This window comes from Synechococcus sp. CS-1328 (assembly GCF_025128095.1).
Classification (GTDB): domain Bacteria; phylum Cyanobacteriota; class Cyanobacteriia; order PCC-6307; family Cyanobiaceae; genus CBW1002.
Window position 1 is genome coordinate 362,544 of the sequence record NZ_JAHLYT010000071.1, and the last position, 15,946, is coordinate 378,489.

The following is a 15,946-nucleotide window of genomic DNA, read 5'->3' on the forward strand; positions in this document are numbered from 1 at the left end:
AGAACGGGAAGGAACGGTCTGGCGAAGGTTTGACGCTCAACGCGCCGAGCCCACGGCCTCAAGGCGGCACTGCAGGGAGTCGTCGTCGCAGGCGGGACTGGCGGGAGCTGAGGCCAGTTGCAGCTCACTCTGCTGTTCGCTGCGCAGACGGGCCAGGTTGTCTTCGTAGAAGCGCCTGAGGTCGTTGTAGCGCTTCACGGGTTGGCCGTAGAAGCTGGCACCCGCCATGGTGGGGAAGGACGCCCACTCCGGAGCGAGCTTGGCCACCAGTTGCGGGCTCAGGTCACCCTGATCAGCCAGGGCCAGGGCCCCACGGCGCTGCACCAGGAAAATGGCGGCCTGGTCCTGGGCCTGGGCATTGAAACCCACCAGGCCGAGGGCCTGACTGGCCATCGTCCAGGTGAAGGGCATGAACTGGTAGGCACCGGCGGCGGCACTGGCGTAACGGGCCGAGCGCACCACGCGGTTGGGATGGCGCTCAAGGCTGTCCATCAGCCCACCACCAAACATGATCCAATAGCCGAGATCACCACCGTTTGCCCAGGTGCCCTCCGCATAGCGGATCGTGTTGAGCAGGGCGCGGCGCTCAGGGGTGATGGCGTAGGTGGCCGGAGCCGGCGGCGGGGTCGACGGCAGCACCATCCGGGTGGAAATGCGGGGCGCCGGAGCCTGCGGCAGGGAACTCCAGGGATCGGTGACTTCGGTGGCTCTTGCCGGGGCTGACAGGACAGCGGCGCTGGCAGAACCCAACAACGAAAGGGCCGAGATCAGGGAGAAGGAGCGACGAAGCAAAACGGATGCAGCGAAGGACAGGTCAAGGCAGGGCAAGGAAGCAAATCCCTTAGCCGTGGAATGGCGCAGTCCGCATGACGCATCACGCGGAAATGAAGAAAAGGGAATAGGGAAAGGCTGGAATAAACAGGTGAACCTTACTTGTTGGCAGATTGAGATCGAGAGATGGGCCGAATCCAGAAGCAACCTGCCGATCCATCGCCGGCGGATGACTCCGAGATCAACCTGGAAGCATGAGACTCAATGCGGCGCCAATTTGGCTAACGACGGCCCCGAACGCGATCGTGATCGTGACGGTCGCACGAGTGTCCACTCGTATCAGAAACGACAGCGCGGCATTCAAAGCACCGTCCTGACAGGATTTCGGGGGTTTGAGGGTACAGATCATCCAATTGTGTGCCCCGCATACATCGGTACTGCTGATCTTTCCTCGGCAAAGGTAACGATCGCTGCAGCGGCCTCAGCGGCCCCCTGGGTTGGCAGCGGGGTTCCGCTGGGAGGCAGCAAGGGCTGATCCAGTTGCCAGTCGCCGCTTCGCAGCTGCTCCTGGCTGAGCAGCCGATGCCAGCCGATCCGTTGCAGATCCGCCTCCAGCACCGCCGCCTCGGCAAAACCCTCGCGATGCACCAGGTGGATGCCCACGTTCTGGCTGAGGGCCTCGCAGAAACTGCTGTATCCCGGTTTGGTGATCAACCGGCCGATCAGGGGCATCGCATCGAGCGGCCGCACACCAGGCGGCAGCAGCCGGCCATTGGGTGCGGCCGTCATGGCGGGATCCGGCCCAAGGAACACATGCTCGGGCCAGTGGGCCAGCAAGGCCGGATCGAGCGGGAAGCCCATGCCGCCGAAGCTGATCAGCACACAGCGCTGCCGATCGGGAGGCAGCTGCAGTCGCTCCGCCAGATCGGCCAGGTCGAGCCGGGGGCTGCTGCTGGTGAGGCCGATCGCCCGTTCGGGCAGGTCCCAGGGCATCGGCATGGCCAACGGACAGCGCAGCAGCAGATCCCCACGGCGGTACAGGGTGCGGCAGTGCTCGGCCCACCCTGCGAAACGCTCGGCCTGCTCCGGCTCCAGCTGGGGATCAGCGGCCATCGGCCCGTAGATCGCATCCCAGCCGAAGCTGGCCAGCCAGACCAGGGGCAGACCCGTGCGGCTGGCCAGCCGGGCGGCCGCCGGCGGCACATCGCCCAGCACCAGAGCTGGCTCCCCCTGCTGCACCAACCAGGCCGCCTCCCGCTCCAGCTGGCCCGGCAAGGCCCGTTCCACCTGCTCGAGGGCTTCGAGAGTGGCGGCTGGATCGGCGCCGAGGGCATCGGCCTGAATCACCCCCACATCCCAGCGGCAGCGGCGCTGCTCATGGGGGACAGGCCCAAGAGCCAGCTCCAGGAACGAGGCGGGCAGGGCCGTGCTGAGCACCAGCCGCCAGTCGGGCCGCAGCTTGGCGAGTTCGGCCAGCACCGAGGCCGTGCGGGAGCCATGCCCGAACCCGTGGGCGCTGACGCAGGCCAGGATCAACATGAACGGCAGGCCGTGCTGTCGGAAACCACTGCGGAGCATGCCGCGGCAGGAGCGGCCAGGGGGGTCGTGCCGGTGGCTGGTTCAGCCCGCCAGAGCTTCTGTTCGTAGAGCAGGGAGCCATCCAGGCCATACCAGCGGTGGCTCACGGCCGCCAGCTCCACCCCCCGGAATTCGACCCAGCTGAAGTGCCGCAGGGTGCGGCCGGCCTGATCCTCGCCATGGCGGGGGACACAAGCGGTGTTGAGGTAGGCGGTGCCGCTGCGATCGCGGCAAAAGCTCTGCCGCTCCCCCTGCCCGCGCCTGAGGGCATGGTGCATGTGGCCGAACACCACTAGGGGAACGGACCGCTGACGGCGAATCCCTTCCAGGGCCAGGGCCAGATCCTGGTCGCCCCAGTCGCCGGCGGAGGCCTTCCAGTCGCGGCCACAGGGATCGCCCGGTTCACTGCCCAGGCCACTCGGACCACAGTGCGAGAGCACCAGCAGCGGCAGGGAGGGATCGGCGGACAACGCCGCCTCACAGATGCGCCGGGCCGATTCCTGCATCTCCACCGGTCCGAACACCGCCCGCACGGCGCGCGACAGGTGAAATCCACCGCCGGCACTGCCGGGTCTCGCCCCCACCACGGCCAGGCCGGGGGGAGAGAGCTGCCGCAGATCCCAGCCGCAATGGAGATCACCGAGCAGGTCCAGCTGGCGTTGCAGGGTGCGGCCGCTGGAATCGTGGCCGCTGTCGTGGTTGCCGAGGATGCAGGCCAGCGGCAGCTCCAGCCGGCGCAGCAGGGAGGGGATGCGGGGCTTGCCGTCGCTGAAATCCCCCACCAGCAAGAGCGCATCGGGCCGGATCAGCTCCAGCAGGGCGTGGTCGCTCTGGTCCCACTGGTCGTGGGGATCACCGGCGATGGCGATCCTCAGCAGTGGGCCGGAGGACGCTCCCGATGGGGAGCCACCCGACGGGGAGACGCCTGCTGCGGTGACCGATCGTTCAGCCAATGCGGATCCCTAGGCTGGTGGCATCCTGCCTGCCCCGAGGTTCCGGTTGGTTTCAGCCGCCCAGCTCACCTCCGAAACCGACACCCAGGAGGTGCCCAGGGATCTGGCGGCGGCGATCCGGGAACTCTGCAGTGAACGCCGGGCCGTGATCCTGGCCCATTACTACCAGGACGACGCCATCCAGGACGTCGCCGACTTCATCGGCGATTCACTCGAACTCTCCCGCAAGGCGGCCAGCACCGACGCCGAGGTGATCGTGTTCTGCGGCGTCCATTTCATGGCCGAGACCGCGAAAATCCTCAATCCCGGCAAGACCGTTCTGCTGCCAGACCTGGAGGCCGGCTGCTCTCTGGCGGATGCCTGCCCGGCCGATGGCTTTGCCGCCTTTCGCGCCGAGCATCCCGAGCACATCGTGGTGAGCTACATCAATTGCTCCGCGGCGGTGAAGGCCCAGAGCGATCTGATCTGCACCAGCAGCAACGCCGTGCATCTGGTGCAGCAACTGCCGGCCGACCAACCGATCCTGTTTGCTCCCGATCAGAACCTGGGCCGCTGGGTGCAGCGCCAGAGCGGCCGGGAGCTCACCCTCTGGCCAGGCAGCTGCATCGTGCACGAGACCTTCAGCGAACAGGCGCTGCTGCAGCTGCAGCTGGAGCACCCGGACGCCGAGGTGCTGGCCCACCCCGAGTGCCAGGAGCACCTGCTGGACCTGGCGGACTTCATCGGCTCCACCAGCAAGCTGCTGCACCGCGCCGCAGCCAGCCCGGCCCAGGAGTTGATCGTGCTCACCGAGCCTGGGATCCTCCACCAGATGCGCAAGGCGGCGCCCTCCAAGACGTTCTTCGAGGTGCCGGGAGCCGATGGCTGCAGCTGCAACAGCTGCCCCTACATGCGGCTCAACACCCTGGAGAAGCTGTGGCGCTGCCTGCGGGATCTCAGCCCGGCGATCGAACTCGATGAATCCATCCGCCAGAAAGCCCTGATGCCGATCCAGCGGATGCTGGAGATGAGCCACTGAGCAGCCCCCTGGAGATTGCCTGGGCTGCTCAGTAGTTGTAGTTGGCCACGTAGAGAGACGTGCCATCGGAAGGCTGGGAGCCAACGTCATAGATCCCACGAGCCGCCTCCCCATTGGCCCGGGCCCGGGCCAGCAGAGCGGCGTGGCCGGCCTTGATGTCAACGCCGGCCCAGTGCTTCAGGCACGACTGCTGCATCGCCCGACCATAGGAAAAGCCCAGATGCCAGGGAGCCCGATCGGCGGCGGCATTGATGGCATTGAGGTAGAGGCTGGCCTCTTCCTCACTGAGGCCACCGGAGAGGAACAGGATCGCCGGCACGCAGGCGGGCACCGTGCGCTCCAGGGTGCGCAGGGTGTAGGCGGCGGCCTGCTCGGGGCTGGGGGCCTGGGCGCAACCCATGCCCGGCAGGGTCATCGACGGCTTCAGCAGGCTGCCCTCGAGGAACACCCCGTTGATCGCCAGGGCCTCGTAGACAAGACGCAGCACCCATTCCTGCACCGCGGCGGTGGTCTCGATGTCGTGGTCGCCGTCCATCAGGATTTCGGGCTCCACGATCGGCACCAGTCCTTCCTCCTGCACGGTGCGGGCGTAACGGGCCAGGCCCCAGGCGTTCTCGCGCACGCAGAGCTCCGACGGGCAGCCATCGGCGGTGATGCGCAGCACCGCGCGCCATTTGGCGAAGCGGGCACCGCGTTCGTAATAGCGGGCGGCCCGCTGCTGCAGACCCTTGAGACCGGTGCACCAGCTCTCACCGGACAGCCCGCCGGGCAGGGGCTCCACCCCCTGATCGACCTTGATCCCCGGCACCAGACCCTGGGCCTTGAACAGATCAAGAATCGAGCCACCGTCCGGGGCGTCCTGAAACAGGGTTTCCTCGTAGAGGATCACGCCGCTGATCGCGTCGCCCAGGCCGGGGGCGGTGGCCAGCAGGGTGCGGTAAGCCTGGCGATGCTCCTCGGTGTTCTCCACACCGATCGCCGCAAAGCGCTTGCCGATCGTGCCGGTGGATTCATCGGCCGCCAGCAGACCGGTGCCCGGAGCCGCCAGGGCGGCCGCCGTGCTCGCCAGCTCCTCGCGAAAGGCCTCAAGCGCCATGGCCCTGTTGCATCAGATAGTCCATGGCTAGAGGGGCTGCAGCGCGCCGTCAACGGCACGGCATCGCCAGGATGTGTCGGTCGCGCCAGCGCCCTGTTCGATCAGCGCCATGCCCCTGCCGCCGGATGGTCTGCTGCAGCTCACCCCCGAGGGGCTGTACTGCCCGGCGGCCCGGGCCTGGATTGATCCCTGGCGACCGGTGCCGCGGGCGTTGATCAGCCACGCCCATGCCGACCATGCCCGCCCCGGCTGCGGCGAATACTGGGCGATCGGCGCCAGTGAGGCGATCCTGCGCCAACGGCTCGGCAGCGCCATTCAGCTGAACCGCGTCGAGTACGACCAGGAGCTCAGTATCGGCGCGGCGCGGGTGTCGTTTCATTCCGCCGGCCATGTGCTCGGTTCGGCCCAGGTGCGCCTGGAGGCTGGCGGCGAAAGCTGGCTGGTGAGCGGTGACTACAAACGCTGCGCCGATCCCAGCTGCCACCCCTTCCAGCCGGTGCAGGCCGATGTGTTCATCACCGAGGCCACCTTCGCCCTGCCGATCTACCGCTGGCGTCCCGGCGCCGAGCTGGCCGACCAGATCCGGCAATGGTGGCAGGCCGCACCGGAGCGTCCATCGATTCTGTTTGCCTATGCCTTCGGCAAGGCCCAGCGGATCCTGGCGGAACTTCACGCCATCGGCATGGGCGAGGAGGTGCTGCTGCATGGCGCCGTTCAGGCCCTGATGCCGGCCTACCGGGAGGCGGGCGTGGCGTTGCCACCCACCCAGCCGGTGAGCGGTATCCCGCGAAATGAGTCCCTGGCGGGGCGACTGGTGATTGCGCCACCGGCCGCCCATCGTTCAGCCTGGATGAAGCGCTTCCGACTGCCCCAGACGGCCTTCGTGAGTGGCTGGATGGCGGTGCGCGGCGCCCGGCGGCGGCGGGGCTTCGAACGTGGATTCGTGCTGAGTGACCATGCCGACTGGGACGGTCTGGTGCGCACCGTCAAAGACACCGGCGCCCGGCAGGTGTACGTGACCCATGGCAAGGCCGATGGCCTGGCCCGCTATCTGCGTGACGTGGAGGGCATCAGCGCCGAGCCGCTGGAGGGGCACATCGTGGCTGAACGGGGGGAGGATGGAGCCGAGCTGGATTGATCACCCTGGACTGGCTGCCACGGCTGTTCACCGCACCGCTGATTCCGCTGGGGCGGCACTCGCTGTCGTTGCTGTGGTTGCTGCAGGTGGGAGGCCTGCTGCTGGTCGTGACCGCGGCGGCACGACTGCTGCGCTTTGTGCTGGCCAAGCGGGTGTTGGTGTGGCTGGGCCTGCCGGAGGGGCGCCGGGAGGCGATCGGAACGTTGCTGGCCCTGGGACTGGCGGCGTTCGGCTACGTGGCCGTGGCCCAGGGCATGGGGCTCGATTTCGGGGCCCTGGCGGTGTTGTTCGGTGCCCTTGGCGTCGGTGTCGGCTTCGGATTGCAGGACCTGACCCGCAACCTCAGCAGTGGCCTCACCCTGCTGCTGGAGGGCAAGCTCAAGGTGGGCGATCTGATCGAGTTCGACTCCACCTGCGGCTACATCCGCGAGATCTCCTTTCGTTCCACGGTGATCCGCACGTTCCAGGGGTCGGAGATCGTGCTGCCCAACGCCATGATCACCAACGCCCCGGTGCACAACCTCAGCTATGCGAGCCCCGACGGGCGGGTTGATGTGGTGGTGAGCGTGATGCATGGCAGTGACCCCCTGGTGGTGACGGAGGCTCTGCTGGAGGCGGCGTTGGCGGAGCCACAGGTGCTGGTTGATCCGCCACCCAAGGTGGTGTTCCAACAGATTGGCACCCAGGGGCTGGAGTTCGAGCTGTGGGTCTGGACCACCGCCATCCACAGCCAGGCCCTGCTGCGCAGCGGCCTGAATTACGCCATTCAGCATGGACTCAGCGCCCGCGGGATTCACCTGCAGGGCGAGAAGCAGATGATGCAGCTTCTGCCCAGCAGGGTGGCGAGGCCGCAGGGCGGTGAGACGCCCACCGCGCCTGCACCGAAGCCGCCGCCGATGCCCCTGCCGGCACTGGAGCAGCAGCTGGCAGCGATTCCCTGTTTCAGCAATCTCGATGCCCGCAGGCTGCGTGAATTGGTTGGTAGTGGCGCCCGCCGACGGGTCTCAGCCGGCGAGGTGCTGATCCACAAGGGAGAAGACGGTCGGGCGCTCCATCTGGTGCTGGAGGGTCGCATCGCTGCCATCCATGAGACGGATCGCATCAGCCGCCAGCTGTTCAGCTTCGGTGAGGGTGAGTTCTTCGGTGAACTGCCCCTGCTGCTGCAGGTGGCTTACCCCACCACGATGTGGGCCACGGAAGACAGCCTTGTGTTTGAAATCCCCAGCGGCAGCTTCAGGGAACTGCTGGCGGCCAGACCCGACTTCGCCGAGACGGTGTCCCAGGCCGTGGCCCGCCGCAGTGATGTGCTGCGCAGTTATGAAGCCTGCCTGCGCGAACGGGGCCTGCTGGAGGATGTCGACCTCGTGAACCCGCTGCAGTGGTTCCGCGATCGGCTGCGACAGGTGCTGGTCAACCGTGCAGCCGACACCACCGATCGGCTGTCCCGTGACCCGCCTGGTCAGCGGCAGGATTCTGCAGATCTGGAGAAATCCAGCCGGAGCCGATAGGGTCGGCCTTCAGAGCCCCTGCCCAGCCTCGTCATGGACGTTGATCGGCGCCATCGACGCCAGGCGGGCCGCGAAGCACTTCGATATTCAGGTGAACGCAATCTGCCCCACAGTGATCCTCACCGATATGGGTCACGCCATCTGGGATCAACCTGATCTGGAAGACCAGAGAATGCAAAAGGAGAAACGGATTCCCCTACATCGCTTTGGCGAGCCCATGGAAGTGGCAGATGTTGCCCTGTTCCTTGCCAGCGCCGCCTCAGACTTTGTTCATGGAGTATCACTTCCACTCGATGGAGGTATGAGCATCGACCCATATTGGTATCTGGAGCATCATGCGCAATCCGCAACCATCTGCCACCCACCCTGGCCAGGGCGATCGAAATCGGCGATGGTGATGCGATCGAATCGAACAAGCGTTCCTTGGCTGCTCCCCTGAACCTTGCTCACAACCTGTCCATCGTGGTGGTGGCCCTGGGTCTGGTGCTGACGGCCTGGATCCCGGCGATGCTGCCGTGGCTGCCACTTCCCGCTGGTGTTCTTGAGATGGCCCTTGGGGCATGGATCGGTCCTCAGGGTCTGCACCTGGCGAGTGTTGGTCCCTTTCTCACGAACATCTCAGCCATTGGCATGGGGATGCTGTTTCTCGTGGCAGGCCTCGAGATCCAGCCGGAAGTGCTGCGCGGCAAGCCGCTGCAGCGGGCCCTCATGGCCTGGTTCGCGTCCGCCGGTCTCGCCGTGGTCGTGGCGCTGCTGCTGGTGAGCTTCGCTGGTTTCGGCAATCTCCAGATCGTGGCTCTGGCACTCACCACCACAGCCCTGGGCATCCTGATGCCGGTGCTACGGGATCGCACCAACCTCCCCGAGAGCTACGCCCGCACGCTCATCAGCGTGGCCACCCTCGGAGAGGTGGCGCCCACCGTGATCTTCAGCCTGCTACTGGCAGGACAGCGGGCTCCAGAAGAGGCCATCATTCTCGTTGCCTTTGGCGCCATCTCGGTCTTGGGATTTCTGCTGGTGCGAAGGCATCAGTCCCGCTGGGAGGAACTGTTTGAGCACACCATGCACCGATCTGCCCAGTTGCCCACCCGCCTGGTGGTGGGCTCGCTGATCCTGATGGTGGTGCTCAATAACGTCGTTCAAATCAACCTGGCACTGGGGGGCCTTGTGCTCGGCCTGCTGGTACGTGAAGGCACCGCCCATCGGCATCGTCTCAAGATCGGAGAACGGCTTGATGGTCTGGGCCAGGCCTTTGCGATTCCGCTGTTTTTCATCGTCTCAGGAATGCAGCTTGATGTCCGAGCACTGGCTCAGGCGCCGAGCCTCTGGGGGCTGGTGCCCCTGCTGGCGGTAGGCATGCTGCTGGTGCGGGGGCTTCCCGTCTGGCTGCTGCTTCGAAAGCAGCTCAGGCCCAGATCGCGGCTCGCCCTGGCGCTCGACAACGCCACCCAGCTGCCCCTGGTGGTGGCCATAGCCGTGATGGCGCGTCAGGCGGGGCTGTTGACACCACCCGATGCCACGGTGCTCGTGGCAGCCGCGGCACTCACGGTGCTGCTGTTTCCGACCCTGGCCACCGTTTTGTTGGAGGGGGACAGACCCCTGGCCGCTGCCGAGCTCACAGGCTCAGCACCGCCTGGTTCTGGGCCTTGATCTGGGCGGCACGCTCAGTCTCGGTGAGGCCGTCTGCTCCCGGGATCTGGGCAGCCATCTGGTTCAGCCACTCCATCAGTTGCTCCAGCTGCTTGTCCATCGGCAACACACCCAGGCCGCGGGCCAACACCTTGGCCGTGCTGCCACTGCCGGCCTGGTAGACCAGCCGGCCATGCAGGTGCTGGGGCAGGCCCTGACGCAACAGCCGGAAGGCGGGTTCCTCCATCGGCGTTTCCAGGGCGATGTTGGGCTTCTCGGATTTGATCCGCGAGAAGCCGCAGGATCTGGCCAGCAGCTTCAGCTTCATCAGCTGCAGCAGGGAGATCACCGGTGCCGGAATGGCGCCATAGCGATCGACCCAGCCAGCGGCCAGCTCCACCAGGGCCTCCTGGTTGGAGCAATCAGCTGCCGCCCGGTAGGCGGCCATCTTTTCATCGTTTTCGGTGATCCAGTCCCCCGGGATGAAGGCGGTGATCGGGAGATCGATCTGGGTGTCGTCCACGGCGGGGATGTCCTGCCCCTGGATCTCGGCGAGGGATTCCTGCAGCATCTCCATATAGAGATCAAAGCCGATGGTTTCCATCTGGCCGCTCTGCTCCACCCCCAGCAGATTGCCCACGCCGCGGATCTCCATGTCGCGCATTGCCAGCTGGTAGCCACTGCCGAGCTGGGCGAATTCCTGGATCGCCCGCAGCCGTTGCCGCGCCGCTTCACTGAGGGACGCATCACCGGGATAGAATAGCCAGGCGTGGGCCTGGATGCCGCTGCGTCCCACCCGACCACGCAGCTGATAGAGCTGGGCCAGGCCGAACTTATGGGCATCCTCGATCAGGATCGTGTTGACGCGGGGGATATCCAGACCGCTCTCCACGATCGTGGTGCAGAGCATCAGATCGGCTTCACCGGCATTGAACGCCACCATGGCGCTCTCCAGTTCTCCCTCCGCCATCTGGCCGTGGGCCACCAGCAGTCGCAACCCGGGGAGCATCACCCGCAGCTGGGCCGCTACCTCGTCGATTCCCTGCACCCGCGGCACCACATAAAACACCTGGCCACCGCGATCCAGTTCCTGGCGGATGGCACTGCGCACCGCCTCTTCATCCAAGGAGGCCAGATGGGTCTTGATCGGGCGACGCATCGGCGGCGGTGTGGTGATCAGGCTCATTTCCCGCACCCCCGACAGGCTCATGTAGAGGGTGCGGGGGATCGGCGTGGCCGAAAGGGTGAGCACATCCACATCCTTCCGCAGCGCCTTGATCTTCTCCTTCTGATTCACACCGAAGCGCTGCTCCTCATCCACCACCAGCAGGCCCAGCTGCTGAAAGCGGGTGCCCTTGCCCAGCAGCTGATGGGTACCCACCACCACATCGACGGTGCCAGCGGCCAGTCCTTCGCTGATCGACTTGCGTTCGGTGGTGGTGCGGAAACGATTCAGCAGGCTCACCTTGAGTGGATAGGGGGCAAAGCGCTCACTCAAGGTGCGCCAGTGCTGCTGTGCCAGCACCGTGGTGGGTGCCAGCATCGCCACCTGCTTGCCCGCGGTGACGGCCTTGAAGATGGCGCGGATCGCCACCTCGGTCTTGCCGAAGCCCACGTCGCCGCAGACCAACCGATCCATCGGTTTGGACTGTTCCATGTCGCGCTTCACCTCCGCGATCGCCTTCACCTGATCGGGGGTGGGTTCGTAGGGGAAGGAGTCTTCGAGTTCGTTCTGCCAGGGGCCATCGGCGGGGAAGGCAAACCCCGGCGCCTGGATCCGTTCGGCGTAGAGCTTCACCAGATCGAGCGCCACCTTACGGATCGCCTTCTGGGCCCGCTCCTTGGCCCTGGTCCAGGCCACACCGCCCATACGGTTCAGATCCGGCGGGTTGTCGCTGGTGGCGCGATAACGGCCGAGGCTGCCCAGCTGATCGGCGGCAACACGTAGCAAACCATCGGCGTATTGCACCACCAGGTAATCGCGCGATTCACCGCTGATTGCCAGCTTTTCCAGCTTCAGGAAGCGGCCGATGCCGTGGTTGCGGTGCACCACGAAATCGCCCGGCTGCATCTTGTTCGGGTCAACCGTGCGGCTGGCGGCCTTGCGGCGGCGGCGCACATAGCCCGTGGCCGCCAGGGCGTGCTGGCCGAAGAACTCGCGATCGGTGATCAGCACCAGCTTCCAGGCCGGCAGCTGCAGGCCCTCGATCTCGGCGGTGCCCCGGGTCTTGAGCGCCACTGGGGTGCGCTGCTCGATCAACCGATCGATGGCCGGAAAGTCGGCCGGGTTGGGCACGAAGCGGGCGGTGCAGTCGTGTTCCTCCAGCAGGGCCACGGCGCGGCTGGGCTGGGCCGAAAGCAGCCACACCCGTGCCTTCTCGGCCACGAAGCCCTTCACCAGACCCGCCAGCTTGCCGAAAGCGTTGGGGTAGGCCGGCACCGAGCGGCTGGCCAGATCCAAGCTGTTGGGGTGGTTGTCGGTTTCGTGCAGTTCCGCCAGATCGAAGCCAGCGAAGCCATCGGTCTGCTCAAGGGCCTCAAGCGGCGCGCGGTGCAGCAGCGGCGGCAGCAGGGCGGCGATGGCGGCGGCATCGGTGTCGCCCGAGGCCCGCGCTAGTTCGTCGCAGACATCGCGGTAGTGGTCGCCGGCATGGTCGACCCAGAGCTGGCCATGGGAGAGGCAATGGCGCCGCTCATCCACCGCGATCAGGGTGTTGGCCGGCAGATAGCTGAGCAGGGAGGCGGGTCGCTCCCAGGCCAGACCCAGCAGGCGCCGCATCCCCTCGGGCGTGCCGCCTTCCAGCAACTGCTCGGTGGCCTCGGGGCTGAGCAGCTGCTCCAGCCCATCGGGCATCGACTCGCGCAGGGCCTCGGCGATCAGCGGGCCGTAGCCCGTGGGGGTGAGCCGCACCACGGCGATGCCATCGAGGGAACGCTGCGAGGCCGGATCGAACTCCCGCAGCTTCTCCAGCTCCTCGCCGAAGAACTCCAGCCGCACGGGCAGCTCGGCGCTCACCGGAAACACATCGACGATGTCGCCGCGGCGGCTCCAGCTGCCCTCCTGCTCGATCGTGGGCACCCGCTCGTAACCCAGGCGCGTCAGCGTTACAGCCAGCGCCTCGAGATCGACCGTGTCGCCCTTGCGCAGGCTCAGGCACTCGGCTCTGAGGGCCTCGGGCGGTGGCAGGTGTGGCTGGAGGGCCCGCTCCGTGGCGACGATGGCGAGGCGACGGGCGTTGCCCGGCTTCACTCCCTGTTCCGCCCCATCCAGCAGTTCGCTGAGCACCTGCAGCTGCCCCCAGGTGATCTCACTGGTGGGGTCAAAGGGCTCGTAGGGGCTGCCCTCGCTGGTGGGGTAGAGCTGGCAGCTGCCCCAGCCCATCAGCTCCAGCAGCGCCGCCCAGCGGCCCGCTTCCTCAAGGGTCGGCACCACCACCAGCAGCGGCGCGTCGGCGGCCCCCGCCAGGGCACTGCTGACCAGGGCCCGCGCCGCCCGGCCGGCGCCACTCAGCCGCAGGCGCTGGGGCCGTTTGCTGCGCTCCAGCACCTCACCGGTGAGGGTCGCCTGCTGCAGTTGACGCACCAGGGCGGTGAGGGGCATCGGGAGCTGGGGCGAACGACCCCAGATCTTCGCAACCGGTGGCGGGAATCGCGGTCTGATCAGGCTCTGGCCAGGTGGGCGGCGGCGGTGCAGCCTGGAGGACGTGATCCGAACCCCTCACCGATTCACCTGGCGCTGCCCTGCCGTCTCCCCTGAAGGGGCCAGACGTGGCGGTGGAGCTGCTGCGCTCGCAGGGTCCCTGCTCGCCCTGACCCCGTTACTGGCAAGCGGCCTCGGCCCTGGCGGGCCCTGGTTGCCCCTGGCCGGTGCAGCCCCGGGGCTTCGGCCCCAGGACGCAGCCCTCTCCCCCAGCCAGGACCCGCAGCTGTTTCGCCAGCTGGATCAGGGGGATGAACGCGGCCGGCCTCACGTGACGCCCATCCCCGGTCCCGGCGGCGGGATTGCGATCACCTACCGCAAGGAGCCCGGCGAGGCTCCGCTCACGGCGAGCCAGTTGCGCCGTCTGGTTGCCAATCCGCCGCAGTACGACAGAGAACGGGCCGTGATCACCGCCCTGCTGCAGACCCTGCGTCGCGTGGGCGTCACGCTGGTGCTGGGCCCGCCCCGCAAGAGCGGCGCCCTGGCCGAGTGGGAACCGAAGACGGCCGTGTTGCGCATCCGGCCGGACGCCGCCAACCGGGGCAGCCGCAGCTTCGCCCGCATGCTCAACCACGAGGCGATCCACGTGGCCCAGAGTTGCAGCACCGGCCAGTTGCGCGCCATGCCGAAGCCCCTCGGCCTGCCGCGCCCCGCCTCTGCAGTCCTCGATCGCCAGCTGTCCCACCCCGTTTACGCCAAGGCCTCGCCCAGCGAACGGATCGTGGAACAGGAGGCCTACGCCAACCACAACCAGCTCGATCTCAGCCTGCAGCTGCTGCGGCGGCACTGCCGGCCTGTGGCTGGCCAGACTGGAGTGAGCGAGTCCGGCAAGCGCGCCGGTTCCGGTCCTGGCCGTCTACCGCTGTCCCGCCTGCCAATCCCAGCCCCTGCGGGCCCACCGCCGCGCTGACGGCACCCTGCTCTGCGGCAGCTGCGGTCAGCCGCTGGTGCGGGTGTCCTCCTCAGGCCCCTGGCCCATGCTGGCCGGAACCCTGCTGCTGCTGGGCCTCGGGGCGCTCACCCTTCCCCGCCTGCTTGGGCCTGACCAACCCGCCGGCACCAATGCCGCCCTCGACGCCCGCGTGGAGGAAGGTCCAGCCGGTCTGGATCCCCAGGCCCGCGCCCAGTTAATGGACGATCTGGCCGCCGCCGACCAGGAGTGGATCCCCCGCGCCGAGGCCCTGCCCGAGGGCGGTACCCGCTACCTCTACAAGCGCCGCAGCGGCGATCCGGAGCTCTCGATCGCCGAGATCCAGGACCTGATCGATCGCCCCCCCAGCTTCCTGCGGGAGCGCAACGCCATCGTGGCGTTGCTCGACACCCTGGAGCGGGCGCAGGTGCGCGTCGATCTGGTGCGGCCCCATAAACAAGGGGCTGCGGGCGAGTGGGATCCCAGGGCCGGCACCCTGCGCATCCGCCCGGACGTGGTGGAGAAGGGAAGTGCTGAATTTGCCAAGGTGCTCAATCACGAGGCGATTCATGTGGCCCAGAGCTGCGGAAACGGCAATCTGCGCGCCGCACCGCGGCCGCTGGGACTGACCACGCGCATGGATCCCCAGCTGGAACGCAACCTCGATGAACCGATCTATGCCAAGGCCTCAGCCAGTGAGCAGGAACTGGAACGGGAGGCCTACGCCAACCAGCACCATCTCGAACTGGGCACCTCCCTGGTCGAAAGCCACTGCCTGAACTGAGCCAGGGCTGGCGTCTCGCTCAGGTCGCGGCCTGCTCGAGCATCGCGCTCTCCAGCTGCATGTTGAAGCGCAGCAGTTCGTCGTCGCTGAGTTGCTGACGGCTGCCACGACCGAACTGCTCCTCCAGAAAGCGCCGCCCCCGCTGGGCATCCCAGCCCAGCAGCTGCAGCAATCCATCGCACTGGCTGAGCAGATCGCGGCGGCGCAGCGGTAAAGGCGCGACCGCTGGATCGCAGGGCATCCCGAGACTCTCCACCGCCCGCAGGTAGGCGATCAGATCGGCGTAGGTGGTGAGGCGGCTACGGCTGGGATGGCCGAAGGCCCGCTCCAGGTAGAGGCTTTCCTGCTCCCGCTTCCAACCCAGGCGCTGCAGGGCGAGATCGAGCCGGGCCAGTTCGGCGCTCCAGTCTTCCGGATCCGGCGGCGGTTCGGCGACGGGCTCCGGTTCGCCGGCGGGCCCGAGGGGGGCTTCAGGTTCGGATTGGCCTGCGGGTGCGGCGGCGGGTTCAGATTCGGGTTCCACTGGTTCTGAGGCTTCCAGGCTGGCTGGCTCGGGCATCCGAACGGGTGCGGCCGGATCGGACCTGGACCGACCGGGGGCGAGCGAGGGACCGACAGGGCCGGATAGAGCGCTCGGATCCGGGCGAGGCTTTGCGGCGGCAACAGCCAGGGGCCCGATCTGGGCCAGCAGGCGGGCGCGGGCTCGGTCTTCCGCCTCTTCGGCCGTGGCTCCCTCCCCCAGGGCGCTGCCCAGGGGCACACCAGCGGCAACGGCATGGGCCCGCACCACCCGGGCGCCCACTTCAGCGTGGACCAGCTGGACCTCGAGCAACATCGAAGCGGAAGGGGGAAGGCGCGTTT

At 67.2% G+C, this 15,946-nt stretch carries 13 protein-coding genes; 7 read left to right on the forward strand and 6 right to left on the reverse strand.

The window, feature by feature from the left end:
• Positions 1-36 precede the first annotated feature (36 nt).
• The 3 genes from KQ310_RS15035 to KQ310_RS15045 form a co-directional block, all read right to left on the reverse strand.
• Positions 37-792, reverse strand: coding sequence for an endolysin (locus KQ310_RS15035; protein ID WP_399238572.1), 756 nt, complete (start codon positions 790-792; stop codon positions 37-39).
• A gap of 384 nt (positions 793-1,176) precedes the next feature.
• Positions 1,177-2,349, reverse strand: a complete 1,173-nt coding sequence (locus tag KQ310_RS15040) for a hypothetical protein (RefSeq protein WP_311134756.1) — start codon at positions 2,347-2,349, stop codon at positions 1,177-1,179.
• Positions 2,304-3,224, reverse strand: coding sequence for a TIGR04168 family protein (locus KQ310_RS15045; protein ID WP_259722604.1), 921 nt, complete (start codon positions 3,222-3,224; stop codon positions 2,304-2,306). The genes KQ310_RS15040 and KQ310_RS15045 overlap by 46 nt, the downstream gene beginning before the upstream one ends.
• A gap of 169 nt (positions 3,225-3,393) precedes the next feature.
• Here KQ310_RS15045 and nadA point away from each other — a divergent pair, with 169 nt between their 5' ends.
• Positions 3,394-4,320, forward strand: a complete 927-nt coding sequence (nadA, locus tag KQ310_RS15050; protein WP_259722605.1) for a quinolinate synthase NadA — start codon at positions 3,394-3,396, stop codon at positions 4,318-4,320.
• A gap of 28 nt (positions 4,321-4,348) precedes the next feature.
• Here nadA and KQ310_RS15055 read toward each other — a convergent pair whose 3' ends face one another.
• Positions 4,349-5,416: a class I fructose-bisphosphate aldolase gene (locus KQ310_RS15055; protein ID WP_259722515.1), complete on the reverse strand. Its 1,068-nt coding sequence runs from the start codon at positions 5,414-5,416 to the stop codon at positions 4,349-4,351.
• Positions 5,417-5,525: 109 nt separating this feature from the next.
• On the opposite strand from KQ310_RS15055, the gene KQ310_RS15060 reads away from it, so the two are divergent.
• From KQ310_RS15060 to KQ310_RS15075, 4 genes are read left to right on the forward strand one after another with little or no spacing between them, the layout of a single operon-like run.
• Positions 5,526-6,554: a ligase-associated DNA damage response exonuclease gene (locus KQ310_RS15060; RefSeq protein WP_259722516.1), complete on the forward strand. Its 1,029-nt coding sequence runs from the start codon at positions 5,526-5,528 to the stop codon at positions 6,552-6,554.
• Entirely contained in the window at positions 6,551-8,062 is a 1,512-nt protein-coding gene (locus KQ310_RS15065; protein ID WP_259722517.1) for a mechanosensitive ion channel domain-containing protein, read from the forward strand. Before KQ310_RS15060 ends, KQ310_RS15065 begins: the two co-directional genes overlap by 4 nt.
• Positions 8,063-8,102: 40 nt before the next feature.
• Positions 8,103-8,501, forward strand: a complete 399-nt coding sequence (locus KQ310_RS15070; RefSeq protein ID WP_259722518.1) for an SDR family NAD(P)-dependent oxidoreductase — start codon at positions 8,103-8,105, stop codon at positions 8,499-8,501.
• Entirely contained in the window at positions 8,486-9,712 is a 1,227-nt protein-coding gene (locus KQ310_RS15075) for a cation:proton antiporter (protein ID WP_259722519.1), read from the forward strand. The genes KQ310_RS15070 and KQ310_RS15075 overlap by 16 nt, the downstream gene beginning before the upstream one ends.
• On the opposite strand, the gene mfd is transcribed toward KQ310_RS15075, so the two are convergent.
• On the reverse strand, positions 9,678-13,292 hold the full coding sequence (gene mfd / locus KQ310_RS15080; RefSeq protein WP_259722520.1) for a transcription-repair coupling factor: 3,615 nt from the start codon (positions 13,290-13,292) through the stop codon (positions 9,678-9,680). The two genes, KQ310_RS15075 and mfd, sit on opposite strands and share 35 nt — an antisense overlap.
• A gap of 103 nt (positions 13,293-13,395) precedes the next feature.
• Here mfd and KQ310_RS15085 point away from each other — a divergent pair, with 103 nt between their 5' ends.
• Positions 13,396-14,301, forward strand: coding sequence for a hypothetical protein (locus tag KQ310_RS15085; protein ID WP_259722521.1), 906 nt, complete (start codon positions 13,396-13,398; stop codon positions 14,299-14,301).
• Positions 14,302-14,344: 43 nt separating this feature from the next.
• On the forward strand, positions 14,345-15,085 hold the full coding sequence (locus KQ310_RS15090; protein WP_259722522.1) for a hypothetical protein: 741 nt from the start codon (positions 14,345-14,347) through the stop codon (positions 15,083-15,085).
• Positions 15,086-15,104: 19 nt separating this feature from the next.
• On the opposite strand, the gene KQ310_RS15095 is transcribed toward KQ310_RS15090, so the two are convergent.
• Positions 15,105-15,920: a hypothetical protein gene (locus tag KQ310_RS15095; RefSeq protein WP_259722523.1), complete on the reverse strand. Its 816-nt coding sequence runs from the start codon at positions 15,918-15,920 to the stop codon at positions 15,105-15,107.
• Positions 15,921-15,946: the final 26 nt, after the last annotated feature.

Coding starts and splice junctions, on each gene's coding strand:
- KQ310_RS15060 (WP_259722516.1), top strand. CDS start 5,526: ATGCCCCTGCCGCCGGATGGTCTGCTGCAGCTCACCCCCGAGGGGCTG.
- KQ310_RS15095 (WP_259722523.1), bottom strand. CDS start 15,920: ATGTTGCTCGAGGTCCAGCTGGTCCACGCTGAAGTGGGCGCCCGGGTG.
- mfd (WP_259722520.1), bottom strand. CDS start 13,292: ATGCCCCTCACCGCCCTGGTGCGTCAACTGCAGCAGGCGACCCTCACC.
- KQ310_RS15055 (WP_259722515.1), bottom strand. CDS start 5,416: ATGGCGCTTGAGGCCTTTCGCGAGGAGCTGGCGAGCACGGCGGCCGCC.
- KQ310_RS15040 (WP_311134756.1), bottom strand. CDS start 2,349: ATGCTCCGCAGTGGTTTCCGACAGCACGGCCTGCCGTTCATGTTGATC.